This window comes from Kouleothrix sp. (assembly GCF_046328425.1).
Lineage (GTDB): Bacteria > Chloroflexota > Chloroflexia > Chloroflexales > Roseiflexaceae > Kouleothrix.
Map to the genome: position 1 here is coordinate 49,922 of NZ_JAXLWP010000029.1, position 24,998 is coordinate 74,919.

At 69.8% G+C, this 24,998-nt stretch carries 17 protein-coding genes and 1 tRNA gene; 14 read left to right on the forward strand and 4 right to left on the reverse strand.

Going from position 1 to position 24,998, the window contains the following annotated elements:
• Positions 1 to 738: 738 nt before the first annotated feature.
• Positions 739 to 852, forward strand: coding sequence for a transposase (locus tag U0177_RS23210; RefSeq protein ID WP_409573053.1), 114 nt, complete (start codon positions 739 to 741; stop codon positions 850 to 852).
• A 966-nt stretch (positions 853 to 1,818) separates the two neighbouring features.
• Here U0177_RS23210 and U0177_RS23215 read toward each other — a convergent pair.
• Entirely contained in the window at positions 1,819 to 2,265 is a 447-nt protein-coding gene (locus U0177_RS23215; protein WP_409573054.1) for a hypothetical protein, read from the reverse strand.
• Between the two features lie 351 nt (positions 2,266 to 2,616).
• Positions 2,617 to 2,763: a hypothetical protein gene (locus tag U0177_RS23220; RefSeq protein WP_409573055.1), complete on the reverse strand. Its 147-nt coding sequence runs from the start codon at positions 2,761 to 2,763 to the stop codon at positions 2,617 to 2,619.
• Positions 2,764 to 3,280: 517 nt separating this feature from the next.
• Here U0177_RS23220 and U0177_RS23225 point away from each other — a divergent pair.
• On the forward strand, positions 3,281 to 4,591 hold the full coding sequence (locus tag U0177_RS23225) for a hypothetical protein (RefSeq protein ID WP_409573056.1): 1,311 nt from the start codon (positions 3,281 to 3,283) through the stop codon (positions 4,589 to 4,591).
• Positions 4,592 to 7,198: 2,607 nt separating this feature from the next.
• Here U0177_RS23225 and U0177_RS23230 read toward each other — a convergent pair.
• Complete coding sequence (locus U0177_RS23230) at positions 7,199 to 8,554, reverse strand: hemolysin family protein (RefSeq protein WP_409573057.1); 1,356 nt, start codon at positions 8,552 to 8,554, stop codon at positions 7,199 to 7,201.
• A gap of 715 nt (positions 8,555 to 9,269) precedes the next feature.
• Between U0177_RS23230 and U0177_RS23235 the strand changes: the two genes are divergently transcribed.
• The 4 genes from U0177_RS23235 (at position 9,270) to U0177_RS23250 (ending at position 14,350) form a co-directional block, all read left to right on the forward strand.
• Positions 9,270 to 10,766, forward strand: coding sequence for a cyclic nucleotide-binding domain-containing protein (locus tag U0177_RS23235; protein ID WP_409573058.1), 1,497 nt, complete (start codon positions 9,270 to 9,272; stop codon positions 10,764 to 10,766).
• Positions 10,763 to 13,156 (forward strand): ABC transporter permease, encoded by a 2,394-nt coding sequence (locus tag U0177_RS23240; RefSeq protein ID WP_409573059.1) that lies wholly within the window; start codon positions 10,763 to 10,765, stop codon positions 13,154 to 13,156. The genes U0177_RS23235 and U0177_RS23240 overlap by 4 nt, the downstream gene beginning before the upstream one ends.
• Before the next feature lie 13 nt (positions 13,157 to 13,169).
• Positions 13,170 to 13,979: an acetolactate decarboxylase gene (gene budA, locus U0177_RS23245; protein WP_409573060.1), complete on the forward strand. Its 810-nt coding sequence runs from the start codon at positions 13,170 to 13,172 to the stop codon at positions 13,977 to 13,979.
• Positions 13,980 to 14,275: 296 nt separating this feature from the next.
• Positions 14,276 to 14,350: transfer RNA gene (locus U0177_RS23250), tRNA-Ile, on the forward strand.
• A 148-nt stretch (positions 14,351 to 14,498) separates the two neighbouring features.
• Here U0177_RS23250 and U0177_RS23255 read toward each other — a convergent pair.
• Complete coding sequence (locus tag U0177_RS23255; RefSeq protein WP_409573061.1) at positions 14,499 to 15,215, reverse strand: AP2 domain-containing protein; 717 nt, start codon at positions 15,213 to 15,215, stop codon at positions 14,499 to 14,501.
• A 543-nt stretch (positions 15,216 to 15,758) separates the two neighbouring features.
• Here U0177_RS23255 and U0177_RS23260 point away from each other — a divergent pair.
• The 8 genes from U0177_RS23260 to U0177_RS23295 all read left to right on the forward strand — a co-directional run bounded on the left by U0177_RS23260 (position 15,759) and on the right by U0177_RS23295 (position 24,994).
• Positions 15,759 to 16,892: a sensor histidine kinase gene (locus U0177_RS23260; protein WP_409573062.1), complete on the forward strand. Its 1,134-nt coding sequence runs from the start codon at positions 15,759 to 15,761 to the stop codon at positions 16,890 to 16,892.
• A gap of 150 nt (positions 16,893 to 17,042) precedes the next feature.
• On the forward strand, positions 17,043 to 18,767 hold the full coding sequence (locus tag U0177_RS23265) for a penicillin-binding transpeptidase domain-containing protein (protein WP_409573063.1): 1,725 nt from the start codon (positions 17,043 to 17,045) through the stop codon (positions 18,765 to 18,767).
• Positions 18,768 to 18,776: 9 nt separating this feature from the next.
• Positions 18,777 to 19,853: a M20/M25/M40 family metallo-hydrolase gene (locus U0177_RS23270; protein WP_409573064.1), complete on the forward strand. Its 1,077-nt coding sequence runs from the start codon at positions 18,777 to 18,779 to the stop codon at positions 19,851 to 19,853.
• A gap of 31 nt (positions 19,854 to 19,884) precedes the next feature.
• On the forward strand, positions 19,885 to 21,309 hold the full coding sequence (locus U0177_RS23275) for a S41 family peptidase (RefSeq protein ID WP_409573065.1): 1,425 nt from the start codon (positions 19,885 to 19,887) through the stop codon (positions 21,307 to 21,309).
• Positions 21,310 to 21,380: 71 nt separating this feature from the next.
• A complete protein-coding gene (locus U0177_RS23280) occupies positions 21,381 to 22,007 on the forward strand; it encodes a LysE family translocator (RefSeq protein ID WP_409573066.1) in 627 nt (208 codons plus the stop codon).
• Between the two features lie 65 nt (positions 22,008 to 22,072).
• Positions 22,073 to 22,666 carry an imidazoleglycerol-phosphate dehydratase HisB gene (hisB, locus tag U0177_RS23285; protein WP_409573067.1) on the forward strand — a complete coding sequence of 198 codons (594 nt, stop codon included), beginning with the start codon at positions 22,073 to 22,075 and terminating at the stop codon, positions 22,664 to 22,666.
• A gap of 197 nt (positions 22,667 to 22,863) precedes the next feature.
• Entirely contained in the window at positions 22,864 to 23,973 is a 1,110-nt protein-coding gene (gene plsX / locus U0177_RS23290) for a phosphate acyltransferase PlsX (RefSeq protein WP_409573068.1), read from the forward strand.
• 52 nt (positions 23,974 to 24,025) lie between these two features.
• Positions 24,026 to 24,994: an aldo/keto reductase gene (locus U0177_RS23295; protein WP_409573069.1), complete on the forward strand. Its 969-nt coding sequence runs from the start codon at positions 24,026 to 24,028 to the stop codon at positions 24,992 to 24,994.
• The last annotated feature ends 4 nt before the right edge of the window (positions 24,995 to 24,998 follow it).

Here is a 24,998-nt window from a genome sequence, read left to right on the forward strand (position 1 = left end):
TATGAATGCATCTGCTGACTATTGCCTGTTTGTCGGCGTCGACATGCTGCCGCCTCCTTCGCCGCGACCTGGGCGACTGGCTGCCGCCTCAGCGTGCGCGTACCTTTCCCCAAACTCCTGAGGGCTTTGCCGCCTTCCAGAAGCCGCACCGCCAGCACGGCTGTCCCGCCAGCCCAGACGCTGATTGTGCTCGAAGCCACTGGCAGCTACTGGATCCGCGCTGGCGGTCGCCCAAGCTGGCTATGCGGTCAGTGTCGTCAATCCCGCCCACGTCACGCTTTCGGCGCTCTCTGCCCCGGCGCGCCAAAACCGATGCTTGATGCTCAGCTGTTGACCCTGTTTGCTGTTGAACGTCAACCGTCGCGCTGGACACCGCCTGAGCAGGTCTATCACGAGTTGCGCCAGCGGCTGCTGGTGCGCGATGGCTGCTGACGATGCGTCAGCAGGCCAATCCGGGCCTGCGCTTGAGCAGTGGCCAGTGACGATCCCAACCGCACTCGCGGCTTTGGACACGGTTGTGGAATGTGAGCGGCAACGGAGACGCTGGAGACGGAGATTGCGACGGTTGCAGGAGGTGCTTGGGCAGAGAGTGCCGCATTGCTGGGGAGCATCAAGGTATCGGGCTGATCACAAGCGCCTGGCTGCTGGTCGGCACGCTGAACTTTACGGCCTGTGTGTCGGCCGAAGCGGCAGCCGCCTACGCCGGGGTGGTGCCGCTGGCGCGAGTCGGGCACAAGTGTGCGCGGACGACGGCAGATTGGGCACGCTGGAAACGCGCGCTTGCGAACCGCCTTGTATATGGCAACGTTGAGTGCTGCACGGCACAATCCAGTGATAACGTGGGCAGTATGAGCGATTGCGAGCAGCGGGCAAGCCGACGAAGTGGCGCGCTGTGCTTGTGCGCACAAGCTGCTGGCGTATGCGGTAGTGACGAAAGGACAGGCGTTGACCCACTACGGGAGGCAAAGCGGGTGAAGCGAGCGGGTGAGGTGAGCGCGGCGAAACGCCTGCGGGCTGTCCCAGCGTAGCTGCTGGTGCCGGCGATTGCTCGCGCTGGTTGTGGTCGGTCGGCGCGACACGAAAATAGAAGCTCTCAAAGGCCTGCCGGCAAGCAATACGCGCTCTCGGTGTCACGGAGGTACCGGCGGCCTTGGCCGCGGGCGCAGGCCCAAAGCCTCGCAAGCGGGCGCGCAGCCCTCGAAAAGTATCGAAACGGACGTTGCGGGATGGCGGACGAGGACGTTGCGGGGTGGCGGACGGAGGCTGCGGGATGGCGGACGGACGTTGCGGGATGGCGGACGTAACGTTGCGGGGTGGCGGACGGACGTTGCGGGATGGCGGACGAACGTTGCGGGGTGGCGGACGGAGGCTGCGGGATGGCGGACGGAGGCTGCGGGATGGCGGACGGAGGCTGCGGGATGGCGGACGGAGGCTGCGGGGTGGCGGACGAACGTTGCGGGGTGGAAAGCAGGGACGCGATCGATCGCGCTCATACAGTGCCTCCCGGCAGAAATGGTATAATCGCCCGCGATGCAAACTCAGAGAGACACGTAACCCATGCTGGCCCTGCTCGCCACACTCGTGCTCGCGCCGCTGCTCTACATCCCTGGTGCGCTGCTGGCGCTGGCATGGCTCGGCCCTGCCCAGCCGCCCGACGCGCTCGAGCGCCACTACGAGCGCGTGCTCGCCGGCGTGCTGCTGAACGGCTGGCTGGCGCTGACGCTAGCCGAGCTGGGCGTGTTCGCGGCCTGGCTGCACCTGCTGCTGCTGGCGCTGCTCTGCCTGGCATGCGCGTGGCTGGCCTGGCGGCGCGGCGGGCTAGGCGCTGTGCCCGGCCTCGCTGTGTGGCGGCGGCCGCTGGCTCGGGCAGGCGGGCAGGCCGCGCAGCCAGAGCGCGCGGGCGCCGGGCTTGCGGCGCGCTGGGAGACACTCGCGCTGGCCGCCGTGGGGCTGCTGTTCGCCGCGCTGGTCGCGCGACCATTCGAGGTAGTGCTCGGCGCGCGCGACGCGGGCGTGTACGCCACCACCGGCTTCGCGATTGCGCGCGGCGGCGGCATCCTGCAGCACGACGCGCTGCTGCAGCAGATCGCATCCGACCAGCAAGCCCCCGACCCGCTGCTGCGCGCCGCCGCCGCGCAGGCCGAGACAAACCTGCTGGGCGTCCAGCCGGCGTCGCGCAATATCGCCACCCGGCTGCGTTTCGCCGGCTACCTGATCAACGAGGGCGACCTCGACCGCGGCCTGGTGACGCCGCAGTTCTTCCACCTCTACCCAGCCTGGATCGCGCTGCTCGCCAGCCTGCTGGGGCTGCGCGGCGGGCTGCTGGCCACCAGCCTGCTCGGCCTGCTGGGCGTTGTGAGCGCCGGCATGCTCGGGCGGCGGCTGGGCGGCGCCTGGGTGGGCCTGCTGGGGGCGCTGTTTCTGGCGCTGAACGGCGCGCAGGTGTGGTTCAGCCGCTACTCGACATCGGAGGCCGCCGCGCAGTGCCTGTCGCTCGCGGCGCTGTATGGCTTTGCGGCGTTTCAGCAGACGGCTGCCGGCGAAGCCGGCGCGCCGCGCGGCGCGGGCGCGCGCCAGGCTTTCGCCGGGCTGCTGGCGGGCCTTGCGGCGGGCCAGCTAGCGCTGGCGCGCGTCGACTTCTTCCCGATCGTCGTGCCGCTGCTGGCCTACCTGGCCTACCTGGCGCTCACGCGGCGCTGGCGCGGGCCGGTGTGGGCGCTGGCGCTGGGCCTCGGCGCGATGCTGGCGCAGGCGCTGGCGCACATTCTGCTGTTCGCGCGGGCCTACTTTTTCGACCTGATCTACGCGCGCCTGCAGGATCAGTCGGCGCTGGCGGCGGCGCTGGCGTGGCCGTTTCTAACGCCTGGGCTGCGCGAGCAGTTTCTGAACATCCCGCGCAGCGCGTCGCTGCGCGCGCCCTACCGCCTGCCGCTGGAGATCGGCCTGGTGGCGTTGGCGCTGGCGGCGTTTGTGCTGCTGCGCCGCGATGGCCGGCCGCAGCGCTGGCTCGAGCGGCAGATCGTGCGCTGGCAGGCGTGGCTGCTGCGTCTTGGCGCGGCGGCGGTGCTGCTGCTGGGCGTGTATGGCTACCTGGTGCGCCCGCAGATCCTGAACGAGGGTACGCTGGCGGCGCTGCCGGGCTGCCTGCTGCCCGGCAATAGCGCGCCCGACTGCCTGGCGCTGCAGGGCTACGTTGGCGCGCCCATAGCGCCGGCCCAGCCCCCCCCGAACGCTGGCCTACGCGCGCGGCGCGCTGCCGAGCTGGCTGCGCGGCCGGCCGGTGGCAGCGCGCGCGGCCACCGAGCTGGTGCCCGGCCGCGAGGGCGACTCGGAGAAGGCCGGGATCGCCCAGGCGAACCTGGCGCGCCTGGGGTGGTACCTCTCGCCGCTGGGCATGCTGCTGGGCATCGCGGGCGCGGCGCTGTGGTGGCGCAGGCTGAGCCGCGCGTCGTGGCTGTTTCTGCTCGCCAGCCTGGCCAGCACGTTCTTCTTTGTGCGGCTGAGCTATGGCACCAGCGACCTGACCTACATCTACATTCTGCGGCGCTACATCCCGCTGGCCTACCCGGCGCTGAGCCTGTGCGCGGCGTATGCGATCGTGCAGATTGCGCAGTGGCGGCGCCGCCTGCCAGGCTTTGGCGCAGCGGTGGCCACCGTGCTGGTGCTGGCGCAGCTTGCCTTCTTTGTGGCTACCAACCGCCAGCTGTACGCGCACGTCGAGTATGCCGGCGCGCTCGACCAGCTTGCGGCGATTGCAGGCCAGTTCAAGCCCGGCGACGTGCTGCTGTTTCGCGGCGAGGGCCGCGACACGCCCGACCTGGTGACGACGCCGCTGAAGTATGCCTTTGGCCTCGACACATTCGCCATCCGCAGCCCCGACCCTGGCAGGTACGCCGCGCAGCTGGCCGACTACGTGCGCCGCTGGCAGGCGCAGGGCCGCCAGGTGTACCTGGTGCTCGGCGCGAACGGCGGCGTCGAGCTGCCGGGGCTGCGGCCGGTGCCGGTGGGGCCGGCGGCGCTGCGCCTGCCCGAGTTCCAGCAGCTGCGCGACCAGAAGCCCAGCGTGCCGCTCGAGTTCGCGTTCCGCTTTTTGGTCTACCGGCTCGAAGCGGCCGGCGAGCCAGCGCCCGCGCCCCAGCCGATCGCGCCCGACGACTTCGCGGCGCAGGTGCGCGGCTTCTACCACCCCGAGCAGATCGACGGCGCCACGGTGGCGTGGACCGACGGCGACGCGGTGGTGCGCATGGCCTGGCCGCGCGCTGGCGCGCCGCTCGACGTGACGCTGCTGCTCGCGCCCGGCGCCACGCGCCCGGCGTCGCTTGGCCCGGCGCGCGCGTGTGTGTCGTACGCGGGCGCGCCCGACTTCGCGCTGCCAACCCGGCCGTTCAGCGGCGAAACCTGCTTTGATCTCGCGCCGGGGATGCGCGGCTATCGCTACCGCGCCGATCTGGCCGGGCAGGCCGCGCCGCCGACCGGCACGCTGCTGCTGCGGATCGCCGCGCCGACGTGGGTGCCGGCCGAGGCCGACCCGGCCCAGCACGACCAGCGCAAGCTCGGCGTGCAGTTTGGCGGTATTGCGCTGAAGCCGTAGCCGGGCGGCCCCCGCAGCTCGAGCACCCGTCAGACGGGGCCGGCACGATGGGCGCCAGACATCGCGCAATACGTCCGGCGTTTTCCGCCCAGGCGGGCACGATAGGCGCCGAGACCGCGCAATACGCCCGCCGTAGGGCGGGCATCGTGCCCGCCTTCTCCCCATCGAGGTGAGCCGGGATGTCGAGCGCACGGCTCGCCCGTACGTCCGGCCCCTTCACATGCCTGTGGCGCAGTCGGTCGGCCACGAGGCATGCGCGTACGGCGGTGACGTCGGCAGAGCCGTTTCCCTCAAGGCGGGCACGATGCCCGCCCTACATCCGCAAAGGCGCGGACGATGCACGCCCGACATCGCGCAATACGCCCGTCATTTTCCATCAAGGCGGGCACGATGGGCGTCCGACACCACACACTACGCCCGTCATTTTCCATCAAGGCGGGCACGATGCCCGCCCTACAAGGAGCTCAGGCGGGCACGATGGGCGTCCGACACCACACACTACGCCCGCCGTTTCCCTCAAGGCGGGTACGATAGGCGCCGAGACCGGCAATACGTCTGCCGTAGGGCGGGCATGATGGGCACCCTACAAGGAGCCCAGGCGGGCACGATGCACGCCCGAGACCCACACAATAGGCCCGTCATTTTCCAATGCAGGCGGGCACGATAGGCGCCGAGACCGCGCAATACGTCTGCCGTAGGGCGGGCATGATGGGCGCCCTACAAGGAGCCAGGCGGGCACGATGCCCGCCCGACAAGGAGCCCAGGCGGGCAGCGTGCCCGCCCGAGACCCACAATAGGCCCGTGCATTTTCCAATGCAGGCGGGCACGATGGGCGCCGAGACCGGCAATACGTCCGCCGTAGGGCGGGCATCGTGCCGCCTTCTCCCCATCGAGGTGAGCCGATGTCGGCGTACGTGCGGCCCCTTCACATGCCTGTGGCGCAGTCGGTCGGCCACGAGGCATGCGCGTACGGCGGTGACGTCGGCAGAGCCGTTTTTCCGCCAGGGTGGGCACGATGGGCGCCCGACATCGCGCACTACGCCCGTCATTTTCCATGCAGGCGGGCACGATGCCCGCCCCTACGGCAGACAGGCACGATGGGCGCCCGACACCACACACTATGCCCGCCGTTTCCCTCAAGGCGGGTACGATGCCCGCCCGACACCACACACTACGCCCGTCATTTTCCATCAAGGCGGGCACGATGGGCGTCCGACACCACACACTACGCCCGTCATTTTCCATCAATGCGGGCACGATGGGCGTCCGACACCGCGCAATACGTCCGGCGTAGGGCGGAGCATCGTGCCCGCCTTCTCCCCATCGAGGTGAGCCGGGATGTCGAGCGCACGGCTTGCTCGTACGTGCGGCCCCTTCACATGCCTGTGGCGCAGTCGGTCGGCCGCGAGGCAGGCGCGTACGGCGGTGACGTCGGCAGAGCCGTTTTTCCGCCAGGGTGGGCACGATGCCCGCCCGACATCGCGCAATACGCCCGCCGTTTCCCTCAAGGCGGGCAGCGTGCGCGCCCGACACCGCGCACTACGTCCGCCGTAGGGCGGGCATGATGGGCACCCTACAAGGAGCCCAGGCGGGCACGATGCACGCCCGAGATCCACACAATAGGCCCGTCATTTTCCAATGCAGGCGGGCACGATGCCCGCCCGACACCACACACAATAGGCCCGTCATTTTCCAATGCAGGCGGGCACGATGGGCGCCGAGACCGGCACATACGTCCGCCGTAGGGCGGGCATCGTGCCGCCTTCTCCCCATCGAGGTGAGCCGGGTGTCGAGCGTGCGTGCGGCCCCTTCACGATGCCCCCCTGTGCGCAGTCGGTCGGCCACGAGGCAGGCGCGTACGGCGGTGACGTCGGCAGAGCCGTTTTCCGCCAGGGTGGGCACGATGGACGCCCGAGACCCACACAATAGGCCCGTCATTTTCCAATGCAGGCGGGCACGATGCCCGCCTGACACCGCGCACTACGCCCGTCATTTTCCAATGCAGGCGGGCACGATGCCCGCCCTACAAGGAGCCCAGGCGGGCAAGATGCCCGCCCGAGACCCACACAATAGGCCCGTCATTTTCCAATGCAGGCGGGCACGATGCCCGCCCTACAAGGAACCCAGGCGGGCACGATGCCCGCCCTACATCCGCAAAGGCGCGGACGATGGACGCCCGACACCGCGCAATACGTCCGGCGTTTTCCGCCCAGGCGGGCACGATAGGCGCCGAGACCGGCACTACGTCCGCCGTAGGGCGGGCATCGTGCCCGCCTTCTCCCCATCGAGGTGAGCCGGGATGTCGAGCGTGCGTGCGGCCCCTTCACATGCCCCTCTGTGGCGCAGTCGGTCGGCCACGAGGCAGGCGCGTACGGCGGTGACGTCGGCAGAGCCGTTTTTCCGCCAGGGTGGGCACGATGCCCGCCCGAGACCCACACAATAGGCCCGCCGTTTCCCTCAAGGCGGGCACGATGCACGCCCGAGACCTACACAATAGGCCCGTCATTTTCCAATGCAGGCGGGCACGATGCCCGCCCTACAAGGAGCCCAGGCGGGCACGATGCACGCCCCAGAGGGGGCAATCGTCTGCGCACGAGCCCTGGCGCATCATTGCCCGCGCTTGATCTCGATGCGCTTGATGCGCGGCCCCTGCATCTCGAGCACCGTCAGGCGGGTGCCGCCGTGCAGCAGCGTATCGCCATTCGCCGGCAGCCGGCCCAGCCGCGCCAGGATGAACCCGGCCAGCGTCTCGTAGTCGCCTGCGGGAATGTTCAGATCCAGCTCCTCGTTCACATCCTCGACGCGCATCTGGCCCTCCACCACCGTCGTCTGCTCGTCGATCGTCTTCAGCTCGTCGTGCGCGTGCCCAAGCTCGTCGTCGAGGTCGCCGACAATCTCCTCAACCAGGTCCTCCATTGTCACCACGCCGGCCATGCCGCCATACTCGTCGATCAGGATGGCCATGCGGATGTGCTTGGCGCGCAGCTCTTGCAGCAGGTCGCCGATGCGCTTGCTCTCGGGGGTGAAGAACGCCGGGCGGATGAGCGGGCCGATCGGCTGCTCGGGCGCGACGCTGCCGTCGCGCATGGCCACCAGCAGATCTTTGGCCGAAATAATGCCGCGCACGTCGTCGACGCCGCCGGGGCCGAGCACCGGGAAGCGCGTGTGGCCGGTCTCGGCGAAGCGGTCGAGGAACTCGTGCACGGTCGCCTCGTGATCGATCGTCACCACCTCGGTGCGCGGCAGCATCGCCTGGTAGGCCGGCCGGTCGGCGAAGGCGAACACGTTGATCAGCATCTCCTGCTCTTCTTCGTCGAGCACGCCGGCCTCGCCGCTCTCCTCCACCAGCAGGCGCAGCTCGTCGGCCGAGTGCACCTTGGTGTGGCCGCCGCTCTCGCTGATGCCAACCAGCCGCAGCACCAGCTCGGTGGCCCAGTCGAGAAAGCGGATGATCAGGCCGAACACCTGGTTGAACAGCGCCAGCGGCCGGGCGATAAACAGCGCGGTATTCTCGGGCGCGCGTATTGCGAACACCTTCGGCGCCTGCTCGCCCAGCACGATATGCAGCGAGGTGATCACGAAGAACGACACGGCGATGCCGACGGCGTGGCTGACCGAGAGCGCCAGCGTCTCGGCCACCGCCAGGTTGCCCAGCAGCCACACCACCAGCGCCTCGATCGGCGGGTCGACCAGCGCGGCCACGGTGCTTTCGCCGATCCAGCCAAGCGCGAGGCTGGCAAGCGTGATCCCGAGCTGCGCCGCCGCGATGTAGCGGTCGAGATCCTCTTGCATGCGCCGGCCCAGCGCGGCGGTGGCGTTGCCCGCGCTCGCCAGCTGCTCGAGCCGGGTGCGCCGCGAGCCGACCAGCGCGAACTCGGCCGCGACAAAGAAGCCGTTGAGCGCCACGAGCACCAGCACGCCGGCGAGGCGCAACAGCGTGGCGACTGCGCCTGAGCTTTCCAAGTGTCCCTCCTCCCTGAGCCGAACCTCGGCTTGCGGCGTGCGCATGGGCGCGCGGCGAAGCCCGATGATTCCGGCCGGTAGTATACCAGAAGTCGCCGCGCGCAAGCCGGGAGACAGATTTCTTTACCGAGCCTGGGGCGAAGCCCTGCGGCGGGTGCTGGGGCCGCGCGTACGAGCGAGCCGTGCGCTCGATCTTCCAGGCTCACCTCGATGGGGAGAAGGCGGGCACGATGCCCGCCCTACGGCTGGGGCGAAGAAGGGCCGCACGTACGAGCGAGCCGTGCGCTCGACCTCGCGCCTCACCTCGATGGGGAGAAGGCGGGCACGATGCCCGCCCTACGGCGGACGTATTGCTCGTGTCGGGCGGGCATCGTGCGTGCCTGGGCGAAAAACGCCGGGCGTATTGTGTGGTGTCGGGCGGGCATCGCGCCTGCCTGGGCGGAAACAACGGCGGACGTATTGCCAATCTCGGCGTCTATCGTGCGCGCCTGGGCGGAAACAACGGCGGACGTATTGCTCCTTGTCGGGCGGGCATCGTGCCCGCCTGGGCGGAAACAACGCCGGATGTATTGCTCCTTGTCGGGCGGGCATCGTGCCCGCCTGGGCGGAAACAACGCCGGATGTATTGCTCCTTGTCGGGCGGGCAGGCTGGCGCTTGACACCACCGCGCTGCAACGCTATGATCGGGGCATCCCGCTAGCACAAGCTCAATGCTATGAACGACACCAACCGCGCCGCGCCGCCCACCACCGAGCCGTTTATCGTCGTGCGCGAGCTGCGCAAGGACTACCTTTCGCCTGCCGGCCCGGTGCCGGCGCTGCGCGGGATCGACCTGCGCGTCGAGCGCGGCGAGTTCGTGGCGGTGATCGGCAAATCCGGCAGCGGCAAGTCGACATTCATCAACATGCTCACCGGCATCGACCGGCCAAGCTCGGGCGAGATCATCGTCGGCGGCACGCCCATCCACACGCTCGACGAGCGCGGCATGGCGGCGTGGCGCGGGCGCAACCTCGGGATCGTGTTTCAGTTTTTCCAGATGCTGCCCTCGCTCACGCTGCTCGAGAATATTGTGCTGCCGATGGAACTGAACGGCCTGTTTCAGCCGCGCGAGCGCCGCGAGCGGGCCATGCACCTGCTCGAGCTGGTGCAGCTCGGCGCGCACGCGCACAAAATGCCCGCGGCGGTGTCGGGCGGCCAGCAGCAGCGCGCCGCGATTGCGCGGGCGCTGGCGAACAACCCCGCGCTGATCATTGCCGACGAGCCGACCGGCAGCTTGGACTCGCGCACCGCCGCGCAGATCTTCGAGCTGTTCCGCCGGCTGGCGGCCGAGGGCACCACCATTCTGATGGTCACGCACGACGACGACCTGGCGCGGCGGGTCGATCGCGCGATCCTGATCGCCGACGGCGAGGTCGTGCACGAGCACCTGGCGCGCGCGCTGAAGGAGCTGAGCCCCGACCAGCTGGTGGAGGTGAAGCGCCGCGCCGAGGTGCGTACCTTCCCGGCCGGCGCGACGATCGTGCGCCAAGGCGAGGCCGGCCACGAGTTTTTCGTGCTGCTTGAGGGCGCTGTCGACGTGTTCGTCGAGCGCCCCGGCGGCGAAACGCTGGTCGACCAGCTCGCGGCCGGGCGCTGGTTTGGCGAGGCGGCGCTGGCGGGCAGCGGCGTGCGCAGCGCCACGGTGCGCGCGTCGGGCGCGGCGCCAGCCGTGGTGGCGGCGCTCGACGCCGGCGCATTTCACCAGCTGATCGAAAGCTCGCCGGCGCTGGCCGAGCGCCTCGGCCGGGTGGTCGAGCGCAACCAGATCCGCAACCAGATCCAGGCGCTCACGGCGCTCGATTTCCGCGCCCTGCTCGATCTGACGGCGAACCTGCGCGCGCAGACATTCGAGCCGGGCGCGACGATCATCCGCCAGGGCGCGCTTGGCGACACCTTTTTCGTCATCCTTGAGGGCGGCGTCGAGGTGCTGTGGCAGCGCCCCGACGGCGCGACCGTGCTGGTGGCGCGGCTGGGGCCTGGGCAGTTCTTCGGCGAGATGGCGCTGCTCGGCGATGGCCGGCGCCTGGCCAGCGTGCGCGCCTCGCAGCTGGCGCGCGTGGTCGAGCTGAGCCGCGCCGATTTCGAGCAGATCGCCGGCCGGTCGGCGGGGTTTGGCGAGCAGGTGCGGCGGCTGGCCGAGCAGCGCCGCGCCGCGAATGAGGCCGCGCCATGATCGGTGTGCGCCGAACCAAGGTGCTGCGCGAGATCTGGCTGTTCAAAGCCCGAACCGCGCTGGTGGTGCTGGTGATCGCCGTGGGCGTGGGCGCCTACGGGCTGATGAGCGCAGGCCGCACCATCCTCGAGCGCGACATGCGCGGCGGTTTCGCGGCCAGCGCGCCGGCGCATATGGTGCTGAGCCTTGAGCCGTTCGGCAGCGGGCTGGTGAACCAGGTGGCGCGCATGCCCGGCGTGGCCGCCGCCGAGGGCCGCCGCACGGTCGGCGCGCAGCTGGCGCTGGGGCCGGGCAGCTGGCTCGCGTTTGAGCTGCAGGCCGCCGACTGGGGCGACGTCGCGATCGGCCGGCTGGCGCCCGAGCCAGGCAGCCCGGCCGGCGTCGCGCGCGGCGAGGTGCTGATCGAGCGCTCGACTGCGGCGCAGTTTGGCCTGCGCATCGGCCAGCGCGTGCGCGTGCGCATGCCCGACGACACCGCAACCACGCTGACGATCGCCGGCCTGGTGAGCGACCAGGCGATCGTCCCATCGAACATCGACATCACCACCGCCTACGGCTACATCGCGCGCGAGACGCTGGCGGCGCTCAAGCAGCCGCGCGACTTCAACCAGCTGTATGTGCGGCTGGCCGGCAACCCCGGCGCCTGGGCCGACGTCGAGCCGGCGGCCACGCGCGTCGCGCGGCAGATCGCCGCCAGCGGCGTGGCGGTGTCGCGCATCAGCATCCCTCGGCCGAGCCAGCCGCCGCTGTGGGACTCGATGAACGGCATTCTGTTCATCCTCGGCACCATGGGCCTGCTGACGCTGGCGCTCAGCGGCTTCCTGATCGTCAACGTGATGTCGTCGGTGGTGACGCGCCAGATCCCGCAGATCGGCGTGATCAAATCGCTGGGCGGGCGGCGCGGCCAGATCGTATGGCTGTACCTCGAGATGGTGCTGATCTTTGGCGTGCTGGGGCTGGTGATCTCGCTGCCGATCACGCTCGGCGGCGCGTATGGCCTGGCCGCCGGCATGGGCTCGGCGCTCAACACCACCATCGTGAGCTTCGGCATGCCGCCGGCTACGCTGGCCGTGCTGGTGGTGGCGGCGCTGGTGGTGCCGGTGCTGGCCGCGCTCGTGCCGATCCTCGGCGGCGCGCGGCTGACCATCCGCGAGGCGATCGGCGGGCAGCCGGCGGTGACAGCGCCTGCCTGGCTGCGGCTGGGCCAGGGCGCGCTGGCGCGGCGCCTGGCCGAGGCCGCGCCGGCGCTGCTGCTGATCTCGGTGCGCAACACCTTTCGCAAGGCCGGCCGGGTGGCGCTGACGCTGGTGGCGCTGAGCCTGGCCGGGGCGATGTTCATCGGCGTGCTGGGCGTGCGCCAGTCGATCCAGGCCACCGCGCTGGCGATGCAGGCCGAGGCGAACTACGACGTCGAGGTGAACGTCGCTGAGCCGCAGCCGGCAGGCGACCTGCTGACCGCGGCGCGCCACACGCCTGGCGTGGTCGAAGCCGAAGCCTGGGGCGTCGGCAGCGCGCGGCTGGTATTCCCCGACGGGCGGCTGAGCGGCAGCATGGTGCTGGTGGGCCTGCCGGCGGGCACGCCGCTCTCGCAGCCCAGCGTGATCGCCGGGCGCCGGCTGGCGCGCGGCGACCGCAGCACGCTGTTTGTCAACGCCGACGCGCTCGACCTGTTTCGCGGCCCGGGGGTTGGCGAGACGGTGAAGCTGCGGATTGGCGACGACGAGCGCTGGTGGCGGATCGTCGGGGTGAGCGCGCGCGGCTTCGTGCCGGTGGCCTACATCCCCTACGCCGACTTCGAGCGCGCGACCGGCGCGACCGGCTATGCCAGCCGGCTGGTGGTGCGCACGGCCGGCAGCGCGGCCGAGCAGCAGCAGGCCGTGCAGGCGCAGCTGCTGCGCCGGCTGCACCAGAACGGCATCGAGGTGGAGCGCAGCAGCATCACCGCCGACAGCCGCAAATCGGTGGCCTCGAACCTCGACATCGTCGCGATCCTGCTGCTGTCGATGGTCGCGCTAGTGGCGCTGGTTGGCGGCCTGGGGCTGGCCAGCACCATGAGCATCAATGTGATCGAGCGCACACGCGAGATCGGCGTGCTGCGCGCGCTTGGCGCGCAGACGCCGGTGGTGCGCCGAGTTGTCGTCGTCGAAGGGCTGGTGATCGGCCTGGTCAGCGCGGTCATTGGCACGATCGGCGCGCTGCCGTTTGACGCCTGGCTCTCGGCTACGCTCGGCCCGCTGATCTTGTATCACCCGCTGGATGTCGTGTTCTGGTGGCCGGGCGTGCTGCTGTGGCTGGTGATCGTCGCGCTGATCGCCGTGCTCGCCAGCCTGGCACCCGCGCAGGCCGCCGCGCGCCTGACCATCCGCGAGACGCTGGCGTACGATGGGTAATATGGAGGGTTTGATGAACTGGCAAGCTGGGTTCACCCGAGGCCGGCCGAGCCTGTGGCGCTGGGGCGCGCCGCTGCTGGTGTGGGCGCTCGCCGCGCTGCTGGCGGGCTGCGGCCAGGCGCCGGCCGGCGCCGCGCAGGACACCGACACGCTGACGCAGGTGTCGACATACCCGGCGCTGCAGCGCGGGCAGTTTGGCGGCGAGACCACCTTTGCGCAGCTCGCGCAGCGCGGCGATTTCGGCCTGGGCACCTTCGACGGCCTCGACGGCGAGATGATCGCGCTGGATGGGGTGTTCTACCAGGCCACCGCCGACGGCGCGGTGCGCGTGGCCGACAAGGCGCTCACTACGCCATTCGCCGATGTCAGCTTTTTTCACAGCTCGCAGCAGCTCACGATCAGCCAGCCGCTGCAGAGCCTCGACGAGCTGAAGGCGTTTCTGGGCAAGCAGCTGCCCAGCGCCAACCGGCCGTACGCCTTCAAGATCAGCGGCACGTTCCCGTACCTGAAGTTTCGCAGCGTGCCGCGCCAGGCCGCGCCGTACCCCACGCTGGCCGCCGCCGTCGGCAAGCAGAAAGTATTCGAGCAGCAGAACCTCAGCGCGACGCTGGTGGGCTACATGCTGCCCGACTACCTCGGCACGATCGGCGTCGCCGGCTACCACTTCCACATGATCTCGGCCGACCGGCAGCGCGGCGGGCATGTGCTGGATGTGCGCGTCGCCGACGCCACTGTCGACATCGACTACCTCGGCAACGTGGATCTGGTGATCCCGCAGAACGCCACGTTTCAGGGCACGAACTTCGCCACGCCACTGCCGTGAGCGTCTGCAGGGCCGCTGCAGCTGAATGCTCTGACGTTGCACGCGCCCCCGTAACCCCACGCAGGGCTCGTGCAAGGTCTTTCGACCCCTCCCCCTACCCCTCGCCTGTCAGGGGAGGGGAAACACATCTGGCTGTGTGATGCGGTCGCTTTGCGACCGCGCCTCACCCCTTCCCCCCCTCTCCCGCACGCGGGAGAGGGGGGGAAGGGGGGTGAGGGCCGACTTTGCTCCAGCCCTGTAACCCCGCGCTTGGCGATTGACGCTCTGCCGATGTATGTGGTAGGATGGTGGCGTACGGGCCGCTAGCTCAATGGCAGAGCACGTCGCTCATAACGACTTGGTTGCAGGTTCAGATCCTGCGCGGCCCACCAGGCAAAAACCGCGCCCGCCGGTAACACCGGCGGGCGCGGTTTTACCTGGTGGCATATCCCCTTTCAAGCGGGCTGTGCGGCAATAACGATCTGTGCATTGTCTTACGCAATGTCATGGAGGCAATGCAATCCCCATTCGCGGGGGCCGTCAGTCGCGCGGCGTCTGGTAGCGAATGCGCTCGTGGCGCTGGCGCGCGGCCATTGCCAGCCGCAGGGCCTTGCGCTCGCCGTGCTTGCGGATCGAGTAGCGCGTGCGCTGCACGCGGCCCTCGGGGCTCAGCCAGGTAGCCTCGTAGTAGTCGGTGTTATTCTCGCGGCGGCGCGCCACGCCCACCGCCGGGTTCGAGCCGGCGGGCTTGCCAAAGACCATGCGCTCGGTGCGGGGCTTGCCGATCTCGACCTCGGTGCGGTCGCGCCACTGGATCGCCGCGTCGAGCGCGGCCAGCCTGTCGCCACAGCGCTTGTCGGAAAAGAACTTGTGGTGGATCTCGCCCTTCCAGGCGACGCGCACCATGTAGCCAAACGTGCGCTTGGCCGGGTGGTCGATCCGCGTGATCCCCTTGTGCCGCGTCGTCTTGCCGCGCCGCGTCGCCTTGGCCGGCGCGGCGTCGGCGGCCGGCTCGGGGGCCGGCAGCGCCGGAGCCTCGGCCAGCAGCAGCTCGGGGGCCGGCACCCACAGCACATAGCACGGCCCGACGCGCTGGCCGTCGGAGAGCGTCACCCCCGCGTCTTCCCACTGTACGAACGCACCCTCCTGGTACATCGCCCAAAGATTGAGCTCGGCGTTCCCGGCCGCGTGCGCGGCGATCACGAAGATTTGATCGCCACGCCGCAATGTGCTCGGCCTGCTGTTTTGGCTGATCATGCGCTTCCTACTGCGGCTAGACAATGCAGAGAAACAATCGGGGTTCGGTTCTTGCAAACCATGGCGCACGAGGGCGGTGGAGGGGCGCAGGCCCCCGCGACCTCGCCGGCAGGTTGGAAATACCAAGCCCCTTTAAGGTTGGCTGAAAAGCCCGGCCTGGAAGGACTATGTCCCACCAGGGGCCTTTTTTCTGGCTGGTCGAGGCCAGAACGAGGCGTGTAAAGGTAACGACTCCTCGCATTCGTGCTTTTCAGGCAGACGCTTAAGGGCAGTATTATACTATAACTTCGCGTAGCCGTGGTTTGAGCGGCGGCGGCCGGAGCGGCGCCTGCGGGGCGCGCGTGGGCGGCCTCGACATCTACGATTTTGCTGCTGTCTTGCCTTGCTGTTGCCCTGGCTTTCTGCTAAACTATAGTCGTTCTACTCCTGGAGTTTGGCCTCGTTCACGCCAGCGCACTCGCGAGCGCCCGATTCATGCGGCCATTCCCGCGGTGCCGTCGCAGGCAGGCAAGGCAGAGGTTCACGTACCCGCTGAGGTGGATTGTGCGAGGTACACGTTCAATACCGTGGTTTGCCAACCACGTGATATTTTTTGCGTTTCGCTGGCTGGCCTGGGGCGTCACCGTGCTGGTGCTGCTGTACGGGGGCCGCGCGGCGGCCTACGCGCCGCTGCTGGCCGTCACCGCGCTCGTCAATATCGCCGGCACGATCTTCGCGCGGCAGTATACCCGGCTGGCGCAGCGCAACCCGCTGGCGCTGGGCGCCGATATTCTGTATACCGTGCTGGTGATCGCCTGGAGCGGCGGCTGGTCGAGCCCGTTCGTGTTCTACGCCTACAGCAGCCTGGTGCTGCCGGGTCTGCTCGACGGCGTGCGCGGCTGGGTGATGTCGAGCCTCAGCTTTGTGTCGATGGCGGCGATGCTGCTGTGGGCCACCGACCAGCCGCCCGCCGCCGAGCTGGCCGAGGATGGCTGGCTGCCGCTGGCGCTGGTGCTGGTGGTGCCGCTGATGGTCGGCTTCGCGCTGCCCTGGCTGATCGAGACAGTGCGCCAGATGCTGGCCAACCGCCGCGATACGCGCGCGGCCAGGCTGCCGCCGCCGCGCCTCGAGCGCCCGGTCGGCGGCGAGCCGCCGCGCTTCGCCGCCGACGCGCGCGCGGCAGCCCGCAACCGCGAGCGCTGGCTGAACGACGCGCCCCTGGCCATGCAGATCACCAAGACGCGCACCACCGAGCAGAGCGTCGAGGAGCTGCGCCGGGTGATCTTTACCCCGCTGGCCCCCGCCGACGCCGACCTGGGCACCGCGCTGGATCTGCTGGCGGCGCGCTTTGGCCAGCATACCGGCACTCCCGCGCGCGTCACGCTGCTCGGGCGCACACGCCTGCTCAACCCGCTGCACCGCGACCTGCTGGTGCGCCTGGCGCGCGAGGCGCTGCTGAATGTCCAGCAGCACGCGCACGCCGGGTCGGCGGTGCTGACGCTGCGCTACGACGCCCACTCGGTGGCGCTGATGATCCAGGACGACGGCGTCGGCCTGCTCGACGGCACACACGAGCGCCCGGGCCTGCACGCGCTGCGCGCCATGCAGTACCGGCTGAGCGAGTTCGGCGGCCGGCTCGACGTGTTCGAAACCGAGGGCGGCGGCGTGACCGTGCGCGCCACCATGCCGCTTGAGTAGCTCCTCCGCGCGCCGGCTGCGCCACCGGGCGCCCCTGCCAGACGTCGCGCATATGTTTCATACACGCGCTGCTTTTCGAGTATAATCCACAGCTACGGGCTTACGAGGCGTTCGATGCGGCCCGGCCGCCCCGGATCCTCCTGAATAATCATGCGTCAATTTGTGCGTATTCTGGCGTTTATCGCCGCGGTTGCGCTGATCGCCTATGGCATGATCCAGCCGATCGAGCAGGATGCTCGCTGGCTGCTTGCGCTCTGGCTCGCCGCCCCGCTGCTGCTGGCGGCGGTGCGTATGTCGCTGCCGCCTCAGCCGCGCGGCATCTCGCGCAGCATTCAGAACCTGGGCCTGCTGGTGGCGCTGGGCTTCGTGCTGCTGTCGCTGCAGCTGCTGCGCCAGCAGTTCGTGCGCGCCGACGATATCGCCAACAATATTCATGTCGACGAGCAGACTGGCCAGACTACCAGCAACGTCCGGCAGGTCATCCAGTCGCTGCGCGTGCGGCGCGGCAAGATGCTCGACCGCACCGGCCTGCCGCTCGTCGATACCGAGATCGTCGATAACACCTACGCGGTGCGGCGCTACCCGCTGGCCCAACAGTTTGACCCCGCCGCGTTCGGCAATATCGTCGGCTTCTTCAGCGACCGCTTCGGGCCCTCGGCGCTCGAGGCGACCTACGACACCTACCTGAATGGCGAGCGCGACTCGTACAATCGCCTGCGCGACACGCTGCTGGGCAAGCCGCAGGTCGGCGACGATCTGCACTTGACGCTCGACGCGCGCCTGCAGGCCGCCGCCGCGAGCCTGCTGGCCGACCGTGGCACCGGCTCGGTGGTGGTGCTCGACCCCAAGACCGGCGCGGTGCTGGCGATGGCCAGCAACCCTGGCTTCGACCCGCGCCCGCTGGCGTTCAACCCCGCCGCCGACCGCGCCGCCGAGAACCAGCGCATCCAGAGCTACTGGGGCCAGCTGAACAGCGACGGCGCCGGCCAGCCGCTGCTCAACCGGCCTACCCAGAGCCGCTACGCGCCCGGGTCGACCTTCAAGACCGTGACGGCGGTGAGCGCGCTTGAGAATACGCGCGAGGGCCAGCCCGACGATATCCGCTGCTTCAACCAGCTCGAGACCGAGGCCGGCGCGCCGCCGGTGGTGAACGCGGTGGCCGACCTGTATACGCTCACCGGCGACCCCTCGAACCTCGAGCATGTGTACGCCTACTCGTGCAACGTGGCGTTCGCCCAGTACGCGCTGCGGCTCGGCCCCGACCGGCTGGCCAAAACCGCCGCCGATTTCGACATATTCGAGCCGCGCTACGCGCCCGAAACCTACGGCGGCTTCACCGACCTGCCGACCGTGCCGAGCATGCTGTACAAGGACGCCGGCTTTCTGAACCGCAAGGCCGCGCTGGCCGACACCGGCTTCGGGCAGGGCCAGCTGCAGACCACGCCGCTGCAGATGGCGATGGTGGCCGCGGCGATCGGCAACGACGGCTGGATGATGCAGCCGTACCTGGTCGAGAAGATCACCCGGCCCGACGGCAGCGTGGTGGTGGCGCGCGGCCCTCGCGCGATCCGGCGCGCCGTCTCGGGCGATATTGCCGCGCAGATGCGCAAGAACATGCGCGCCGGCGTGGAGTATGGTTTTGGCAAAGCCGCGCAGCAGGTCAGCCCGAGCGTGGCGCTGGTGGGCGGCAAGTCGGGCACCGCCGAGCACGGCGCGGGCACCGTGCCGCACGCCTGGTTCATCGCGATCGCGCCGGTCGACCAGCCGCGCTACGCCGTGGCGGTGATGGTTGAGAATGGCCGCGACGGCGCGGGCGTGGGCGCGCGGCTGGCCGGCGATGTGCTCAAGGCCGCGTTTGATCTGGAAGGGCAATGAGGGGACGCCATGGTGAATACAGAACGGCTGCTGGCTACGTTTCTTGATCTGGTACAGATCGATAACCCCTCGGGCGGCGAGGGGCCGATCGCCGCGCACATACGCGGCCTGCTCGAGGGCATGGGGCTGGAGGTGGCCGAGGACGCGCTGCACAACCTGCTGGCGCGCGTGCCCGGCGAGGGCCAGCCGCTGCTGCTGAACGCGCACATGGACAGCGTGGCGCCGTGCCATGGCGTGCGGCCGCTGGTGGCCGACGGCGTGGTGCGCTCGAGCGGCGATACGGTGCTGGGCGCCGACGACCTGGCCGGCGTCGCGGCGATCGTCGAGGGGCTGCGCGCGACGCTCGAGCAGGGCCAGCCGCACCGCGCCGCCGAGATCGTGTTTACGGTGCAGGAAGAGGTAGGCCTGCGCGGCGCGGCCCAGTTCGACACCGGCGCGCTGGCGGCCCGCGAGGGCGTGACGCTCGACTCGGGCGGCGATTTCGGCGGCATCACCGTGGGCGCGCCCTCGCAAGATAGCCTGTACGTGCTGGTGCAGGGCCGCGCCTCGCACGCCGGCGTGGCGCCCGAGCGCGGCGTGAACGCGATCGTGGTGGCGGCCGAGGCGCTGGCGGGTATGCCGCTGGGCCGGATCGACGACGAGACCACGGCGAACTTCGGGATCATCAAGGGCGGCGCGGCCACGAATATCGTGCCCGACCGGGTGGAGCTGTGGGGCGAGGCGCGCAGCCACGACCAGGAGAAGCTGGTGGCGCAGGTGCAGGCCATGGTGGCCGCGTTTGAAGAGGCCGCGCGCGCGCGCGGCGCCAGCGTGAAAATCGAGATCGAGCATAAGTACGACGCATACCGGCTGGCGCTTGACCTGCCGATCGTGCAGCGGGTGATGGCCAAGCTGCGCGCCATGGGCCACGAGCCGAACCCGCAGATCAGCGGCGGCGGCAGCGATGTGAATATCTTCGCCCAGCGCAACCTGCAGGTGGTGAATGTCAGCGTTGGCTACCGCGAGATCCACTCGACCGGCGAGTCTATCGCGGTGGCCGACCTTGAGCGCGCCGCCGAGCTGGTGCGGCGCCTGCTGGCGGCGTAGGCCGCCTTCTCAGGCAGGCTCGTAGAGCGATATGAGCGTGGAGCAACCAAGCGAGATATCAACCACTCACCGTGGGCCGGGCCGGCTCGCGGTGTACGTGCTTGTGGGCGGGCTGAGCTTGCTGGCAGGCTGCGCGGGTAGCCCCGCCGTGCCGCAGCAGCCCGCGCCCACCGCAGCGGCTATCGCCGCGCTGCCGGTGGCCACCGCCGCGCCGACTACGCGCCCGCGCCCGACCAGCGCCCCCACCGCTGTGCCTACCGACCTACCGACCGACCCACCCACCGCGGCGCCCGTGCTGGCTGTCGCCCCGACGGCGCCGCCAACGCCCGAGCTGCTGCCGTATGAAGAGCGCAAGCAGATCTTCGAAGAGGTCTGGCGCACGGTCAAAGAGCACTACCTGTACCCCGATTTCCACAAGCTTGACTGGGACGCGATCTACGACGAGTACGCCGCGCGGCTCGAGGGCGAGCAGACGCGCGATGCCTTCTACGCCATGATGGTCGAGATGGTCTCGCGCCTGAACGACCAGCACTCGCGCTTCCTGCCGCCGGCCGAGGCCCAGACCGAGAACGCCACGATCAGCAACAGCGAGATAACCGTGGGCATCGGGGTGCTGACGCGGCCGCGCGCCGACGGCGGCTTCATCCAGATCGTCTTCCCCGACAGCCCGGCCGCGCGCGCTGGCCTGGCCCCGCGCGACCGGATCATCGCGGTGGATGGGCGGCCCTACCACGAAGACGACGGCAACCTGCTGGGCGAGGCCGGCAGCGCCGTGCGCCTGACGGTGGTGCGGCCGGGCGAGAAGCTGCGCGATGTCGTGCTGACGCGCCAGGAGGTTCAGAACCATATCGTGCCGCTGTACCGGCGCTTCCCCGGCGACATCGGCTACGTGTCGATCCCGACGCTGTGGGTGAACGATATGGACGACCAGGTCAACGGAGCGCTCACCGACCTGGTGGCCGAAGGGGCGCTCAATGGCCTGATCCTCGACGTGCGCTCGAACGGCGGCGGCTGGCTGTACGTGCTCTCGGGCCTGCTGAGCCACTTCGTGCGCGGCCAGGTGGGCGTGTTCTTCAACCGCGACAGCGTGCGCCCGCTCGAGGTCGGCCCGCTGAATGGCCCAGACCTGCGCAATGTGAAGCTGGTGGTGCTGGTGGATAACGAGACCGCATCGTACGCCGAGGTGCTGGCGGCGGTGCTGCAGCACGAGCATAATGTGCAGGTGGTGGGCACGCGCACCGCCGGCAACACCGAGACGACCTACGCCTACACGCTCACCGACGGCTCGCGGCTGTGGCTGGCGCAGGAGGGCTTCCGGCTGCGCAACGGCGTCAACCTCGAGGGCGTGGGCGTGCTCCCCGACGTGACGGTCGATGTCGACTGGACGCACTATAGCGAGGACGACGACCCGCAGCTGCTCGAGGCGCTACGCCAGCTTGGCGCCGGGCCGAAGTAGGGTTGCGGGTTGGCAAGCTAGCAACTGGTAACGCTCAATCCTTCTAGCAGCCTGCAACCGCCAGCGAACATATGCTCACATCGCTCATCCTCGGCCTATCATACGGCTTTGCCGCCGGCGTCAGCCCTGGCCCCATGCTCGGGCTGGTGATCACGCAGACGCTGCAGCGCGGCTGGCGCGCCGGCAACCTGGTGGCGCTCGCGCCGCTGCTCAGCGACCTGCCGATCATCGTGCTCGCGGTCGTGCTGATCGACCGGCTGCCGCCGGCGGCGATCGGCTGGCTGGGAATCATCGGCGGGCTGTTTGTGATCTACCTGGGCGCCGAGAGCGTGCGCGCCCACCCCGCCGAACCCGCCGCCGGCGCCGCGCCCACACCCGACGACGCGCCAGCGCGCGTGCTGGGCCGCGCGGTGCTCACCAACCTGCTGAACCCACACCCGTACCTGTTCTGGGGCACCGTCGGCGCGCCGCTGATCGCCCGCGCGCTGGCCGGCGGGCCGGCACACGTCGCGCTGTTCCTGATCGGCTTCTACGCGCTGCTGGTCGGCTCCAAGCTGCTGGTGGCCCTGCTGGTGAGCCGCAGCCGTGGCTGGCTGGGCGGCCGCGGCTACCGGCGCGTGCTGATCGTCAGCGGCGTGCTGCTGGCCGGGCTGGGGCTGCTGCTGCTGCGCGACGGCGTGCTGCTGGTGTGGCGCTAGGCCGGCTCCCGCCGTCGTGGTACAATAGGCCGGCTTCCCAGTACAAGCACCACCAGGAGACGCGCGTGACCGAGCGAGCCGCTACGATCCGACGCCGCACCGGCGAGACCGACATTGTGCTCACGCTGGCGCTCGACGGCGCCGGCACGGCATCGGTGGCCACCGGCGTCGGCTTTCTCGACCATATGCTGACGCTGTTTGCCAAGCACGGCCTGTTCGACATAACCGTCGAAGCCCATGGCGACCTGCACATCGACGAGCATCACACCGCCGAAGACGTGTGCATCTGCCTGGGCCAGGCGCTCGACCAGGCGCTCGGCGAGCGGCGCGGGATCGTGCGGACGGCGCACAGCTACGTGCCGATGGACGAGGCGCTGGGATTTGTGGCGGTGGACCTGGGCGGCCGTGCGTATACCGTGTTCGACGCCGAGTTTGCCACGCCGCGGGTGGGCCAGCTTGGCACCGACCTGGTGGCGCACCTGTTCGAGAGCATCGCGCTGCACGGGCGGCTGAACTTGCACGCGCGCGTGCTGTACGGCCGCAACGACCACCACAAGATCGAGGCGCTGTTCAAAGCGTTTGGCCGCGCCCTCGACGCCGCCACGCGCGTGGACGCGCGGCTGGCCGGCGCGGTGCCCAGCACCAAGGGAACGCTGTAGCATCGTAGGCGACCGCGCCCTTCGTGTGATTAGCACGAGTTACGTGGTGGGGGTTCGGGGGCGGCAAAGCCGCCCCCGAAAACTTCCTTTTTGGCTGGTCGCGGCCAAAAAGAGAAGATTTTGGAGGGCCTGCGCCCGCCAAGCCTCCCACGCGGGAGGGCACCGCGCCCTTCGTGATATTAAAAGGAGCACTTGCTGTGCGGATCGTGCTAGACGCGGCGGGTGGCGACAATGCGCCAGAGGAGCCGGTGGCCGGCGCGGTGCGGGCGGCGCGCGATCTCGGCTGCGAGATCGTGCTGGCCGGCCCCGAGGCGCGCGTGCGCGCGGCGCTGGCGCGCCAGCGCACCGCGGGCCTGGCGCTGAGCGTCGTCGACGCGCCCGAGGTGATCGAGATGGACGAGCACCCGGCCCAGGCGGTGCGCCGGAAAACCCGCTCGTCGCATGTGGTGGGCCTGCGCATGGTGCGCGACGGCCAGGCCGACGCGTTTGTGTCGGCCGGGCACAGCGGCGCGACCATGGCGGCGGCCACGTTGGTGCTTGGCCGCATCCGCGGCATCGAGCGCCCGGCGCTCGCGATCCAGTTCCCCGCGCGCGACAAGATGTTCCTGCTGCTCGACATCGGCGCCACCACCGACTGCAAGCCCGAGTACCTGCTGCAGTTTGCGCAGATGGGCAGTCTGTACGCCGAGCGCGGCCTGGGCATCGCCAACCCGCGCGTGGCACTGCTGGCCAACGGCGAAGAGGCCAGCAAAGGCGACCGGCTGGTGCAAGAGGCGCACCGCCTGATCGAGCAGACCGGCCTGAACTTTGTGGGCAACGCCGAGCCGAAGGACGCGCTGCTCGGCTGCGTGTGCGATGTGCTGGTGTGCGACGGCTTTGTGGGCAATATGTTCATCAAGCAGGCCCAGGCGGTGGTGAAGCTGGCGCTGACGCTGGTGCAGGACGAGGCGCGGCGCGGCTGGGCGCCGCGGCTGCTGGCCGGCCTGCTGCCCTCGGCGCTGTGGGCCGGGCTCGGCGGCGGCGCCGTGCGCCTGGGCGGCGCGCTGGGGCTGCTGAGCGCCGTGCCGCTGCTGGGGAGCCTGCTGGTGCCGCCGCTGCTGCGCGTGCGCCGCAAGGCCGACTACCGGTTCTACGGCGGCGGGCCGCTGCTGGGCGTGAAGGGCGTGGCGATCATCGCGCACGGCCGATCGGACGCGGCGGCGATTGCTACCGCGATCGCCCAGGCCCACGCGGCTGTCGAGCGTGGTGCGGTGCTGGGCATCGCCGATATGCTGGCGCCGCAGGCGGCTGGTGCGCCCTCGGCCTGAGCGCGCGACCCTGCCGGCGGCCTGGACTCGAGAACACAGAAAGCGCAACCACATGGACTACGCACCGTTCGGCACCACCGGCGAGCAGGTATCGCGGCTGTGCCTTGGCACGATGATGTTCGGCGGGCGCACCGACAAGCCCGAGGCCGACCGGATCCTGGGCAGCGCGATCGAAGCCGGCGTGAACTTCATCGACACTGCCGCGATGTACTGCGACGGCCTGACCGAGACGATCCTGGGCGAGATCTGCCAGGGCCGCCGCGAGCAGCTGTTCGTGGCCACCAAGGTGCATAAGGGCGTCGACGCGGCCAGCATTACCAGCAGCATCGACGAGAGCCTGGCGCGCCTGCGCATGGAGTATGTCGACCTGTACCTGATCCACTGGCCGCGCCAGGGCATGCAGCCCGAGCCGATGATGCGCGCGCTGAACGAGGTGGTGCAGGCTGGCAAGGCGCGCTTCGTGGGCTGCTGCAACTACCCGGCCTGGCTGTTCGCGCACTCGAACGCGATCGCCGAGCGCAACGGCTGGGCCAGGCTGGTGTCGAACCAGCTGCCCTACAACCTGGTCGAGCGCGGCGTCGAGATCGAGATCCTGCCGCAGGCGCGCGCCGAGCAGGTTGCGATCACGATCTACCGCCCGCTGCTGATCGGCATTCTGGCGGGCAAGTACCAGCCCGGCGCGCCGCTGGCAACCGACTCGCGCGGCGAGACCGACGCGCGCATTTCCGCCTGGCTCGAGCGCTACGGCGCGGCGCTGGCCGGATTCGCGCGCTTCGCCGAGGAGCGCGGCGCGCACCCGGCGCACGTGGCGCTGGCGTGGCTGCTGCACTCGCCGGCGGTCACCTCGGTGATCGGCGGGGTCAGCCGGCTGAGCCAGCTGCAGCCGCAGATCGACGCCTGCTCGCTCGCGCTCAGCGACGACGAGTACGCGCAGCTTTCGGCGCTGTTCGATAGCGCTGTAAAGGAAGAGGCCGGCGGCGCGTTCCCTGGCCTGCGGCGCGAGCTGCAGCTGCTGGGGTGACGGC

What these genes read in the sequence shown, in the direction of transcription:
- U0177_RS23295 (WP_409573069.1), top strand. Translation starts at nt 24,026, where the DNA reads ATGGACTACGCACCGTTCGGCACCACCGGCGAGCAGGTATCGCGGCTG.
- budA (WP_409573060.1), top strand. Translation starts at nt 13,170, where the DNA reads ATGAACTGGCAAGCTGGGTTCACCCGAGGCCGGCCGAGCCTGTGGCGC.
- U0177_RS23240 (WP_409573059.1), top strand. Translation starts at nt 10,763, where the DNA reads ATGATCGGTGTGCGCCGAACCAAGGTGCTGCGCGAGATCTGGCTGTTC.
- U0177_RS23270 (WP_409573064.1), top strand. Translation starts at nt 18,777, where the DNA reads ATGGTGAATACAGAACGGCTGCTGGCTACGTTTCTTGATCTGGTACAG.
- U0177_RS23275 (WP_409573065.1), top strand. Translation starts at nt 19,885, where the DNA reads ATGAGCGTGGAGCAACCAAGCGAGATATCAACCACTCACCGTGGGCCG.
- U0177_RS23255 (WP_409573061.1), bottom strand. Translation starts at nt 15,215, where the DNA reads ATGATCAGCCAAAACAGCAGGCCGAGCACATTGCGGCGTGGCGATCAA.
- U0177_RS23280 (WP_409573066.1), top strand. Translation starts at nt 21,381, where the DNA reads ATGCTCACATCGCTCATCCTCGGCCTATCATACGGCTTTGCCGCCGGC.
- U0177_RS23235 (WP_409573058.1), top strand. Translation starts at nt 9,270, where the DNA reads ATGAACGACACCAACCGCGCCGCGCCGCCCACCACCGAGCCGTTTATC.
- U0177_RS23265 (WP_409573063.1), top strand. Translation starts at nt 17,043, where the DNA reads ATGCGTCAATTTGTGCGTATTCTGGCGTTTATCGCCGCGGTTGCGCTG.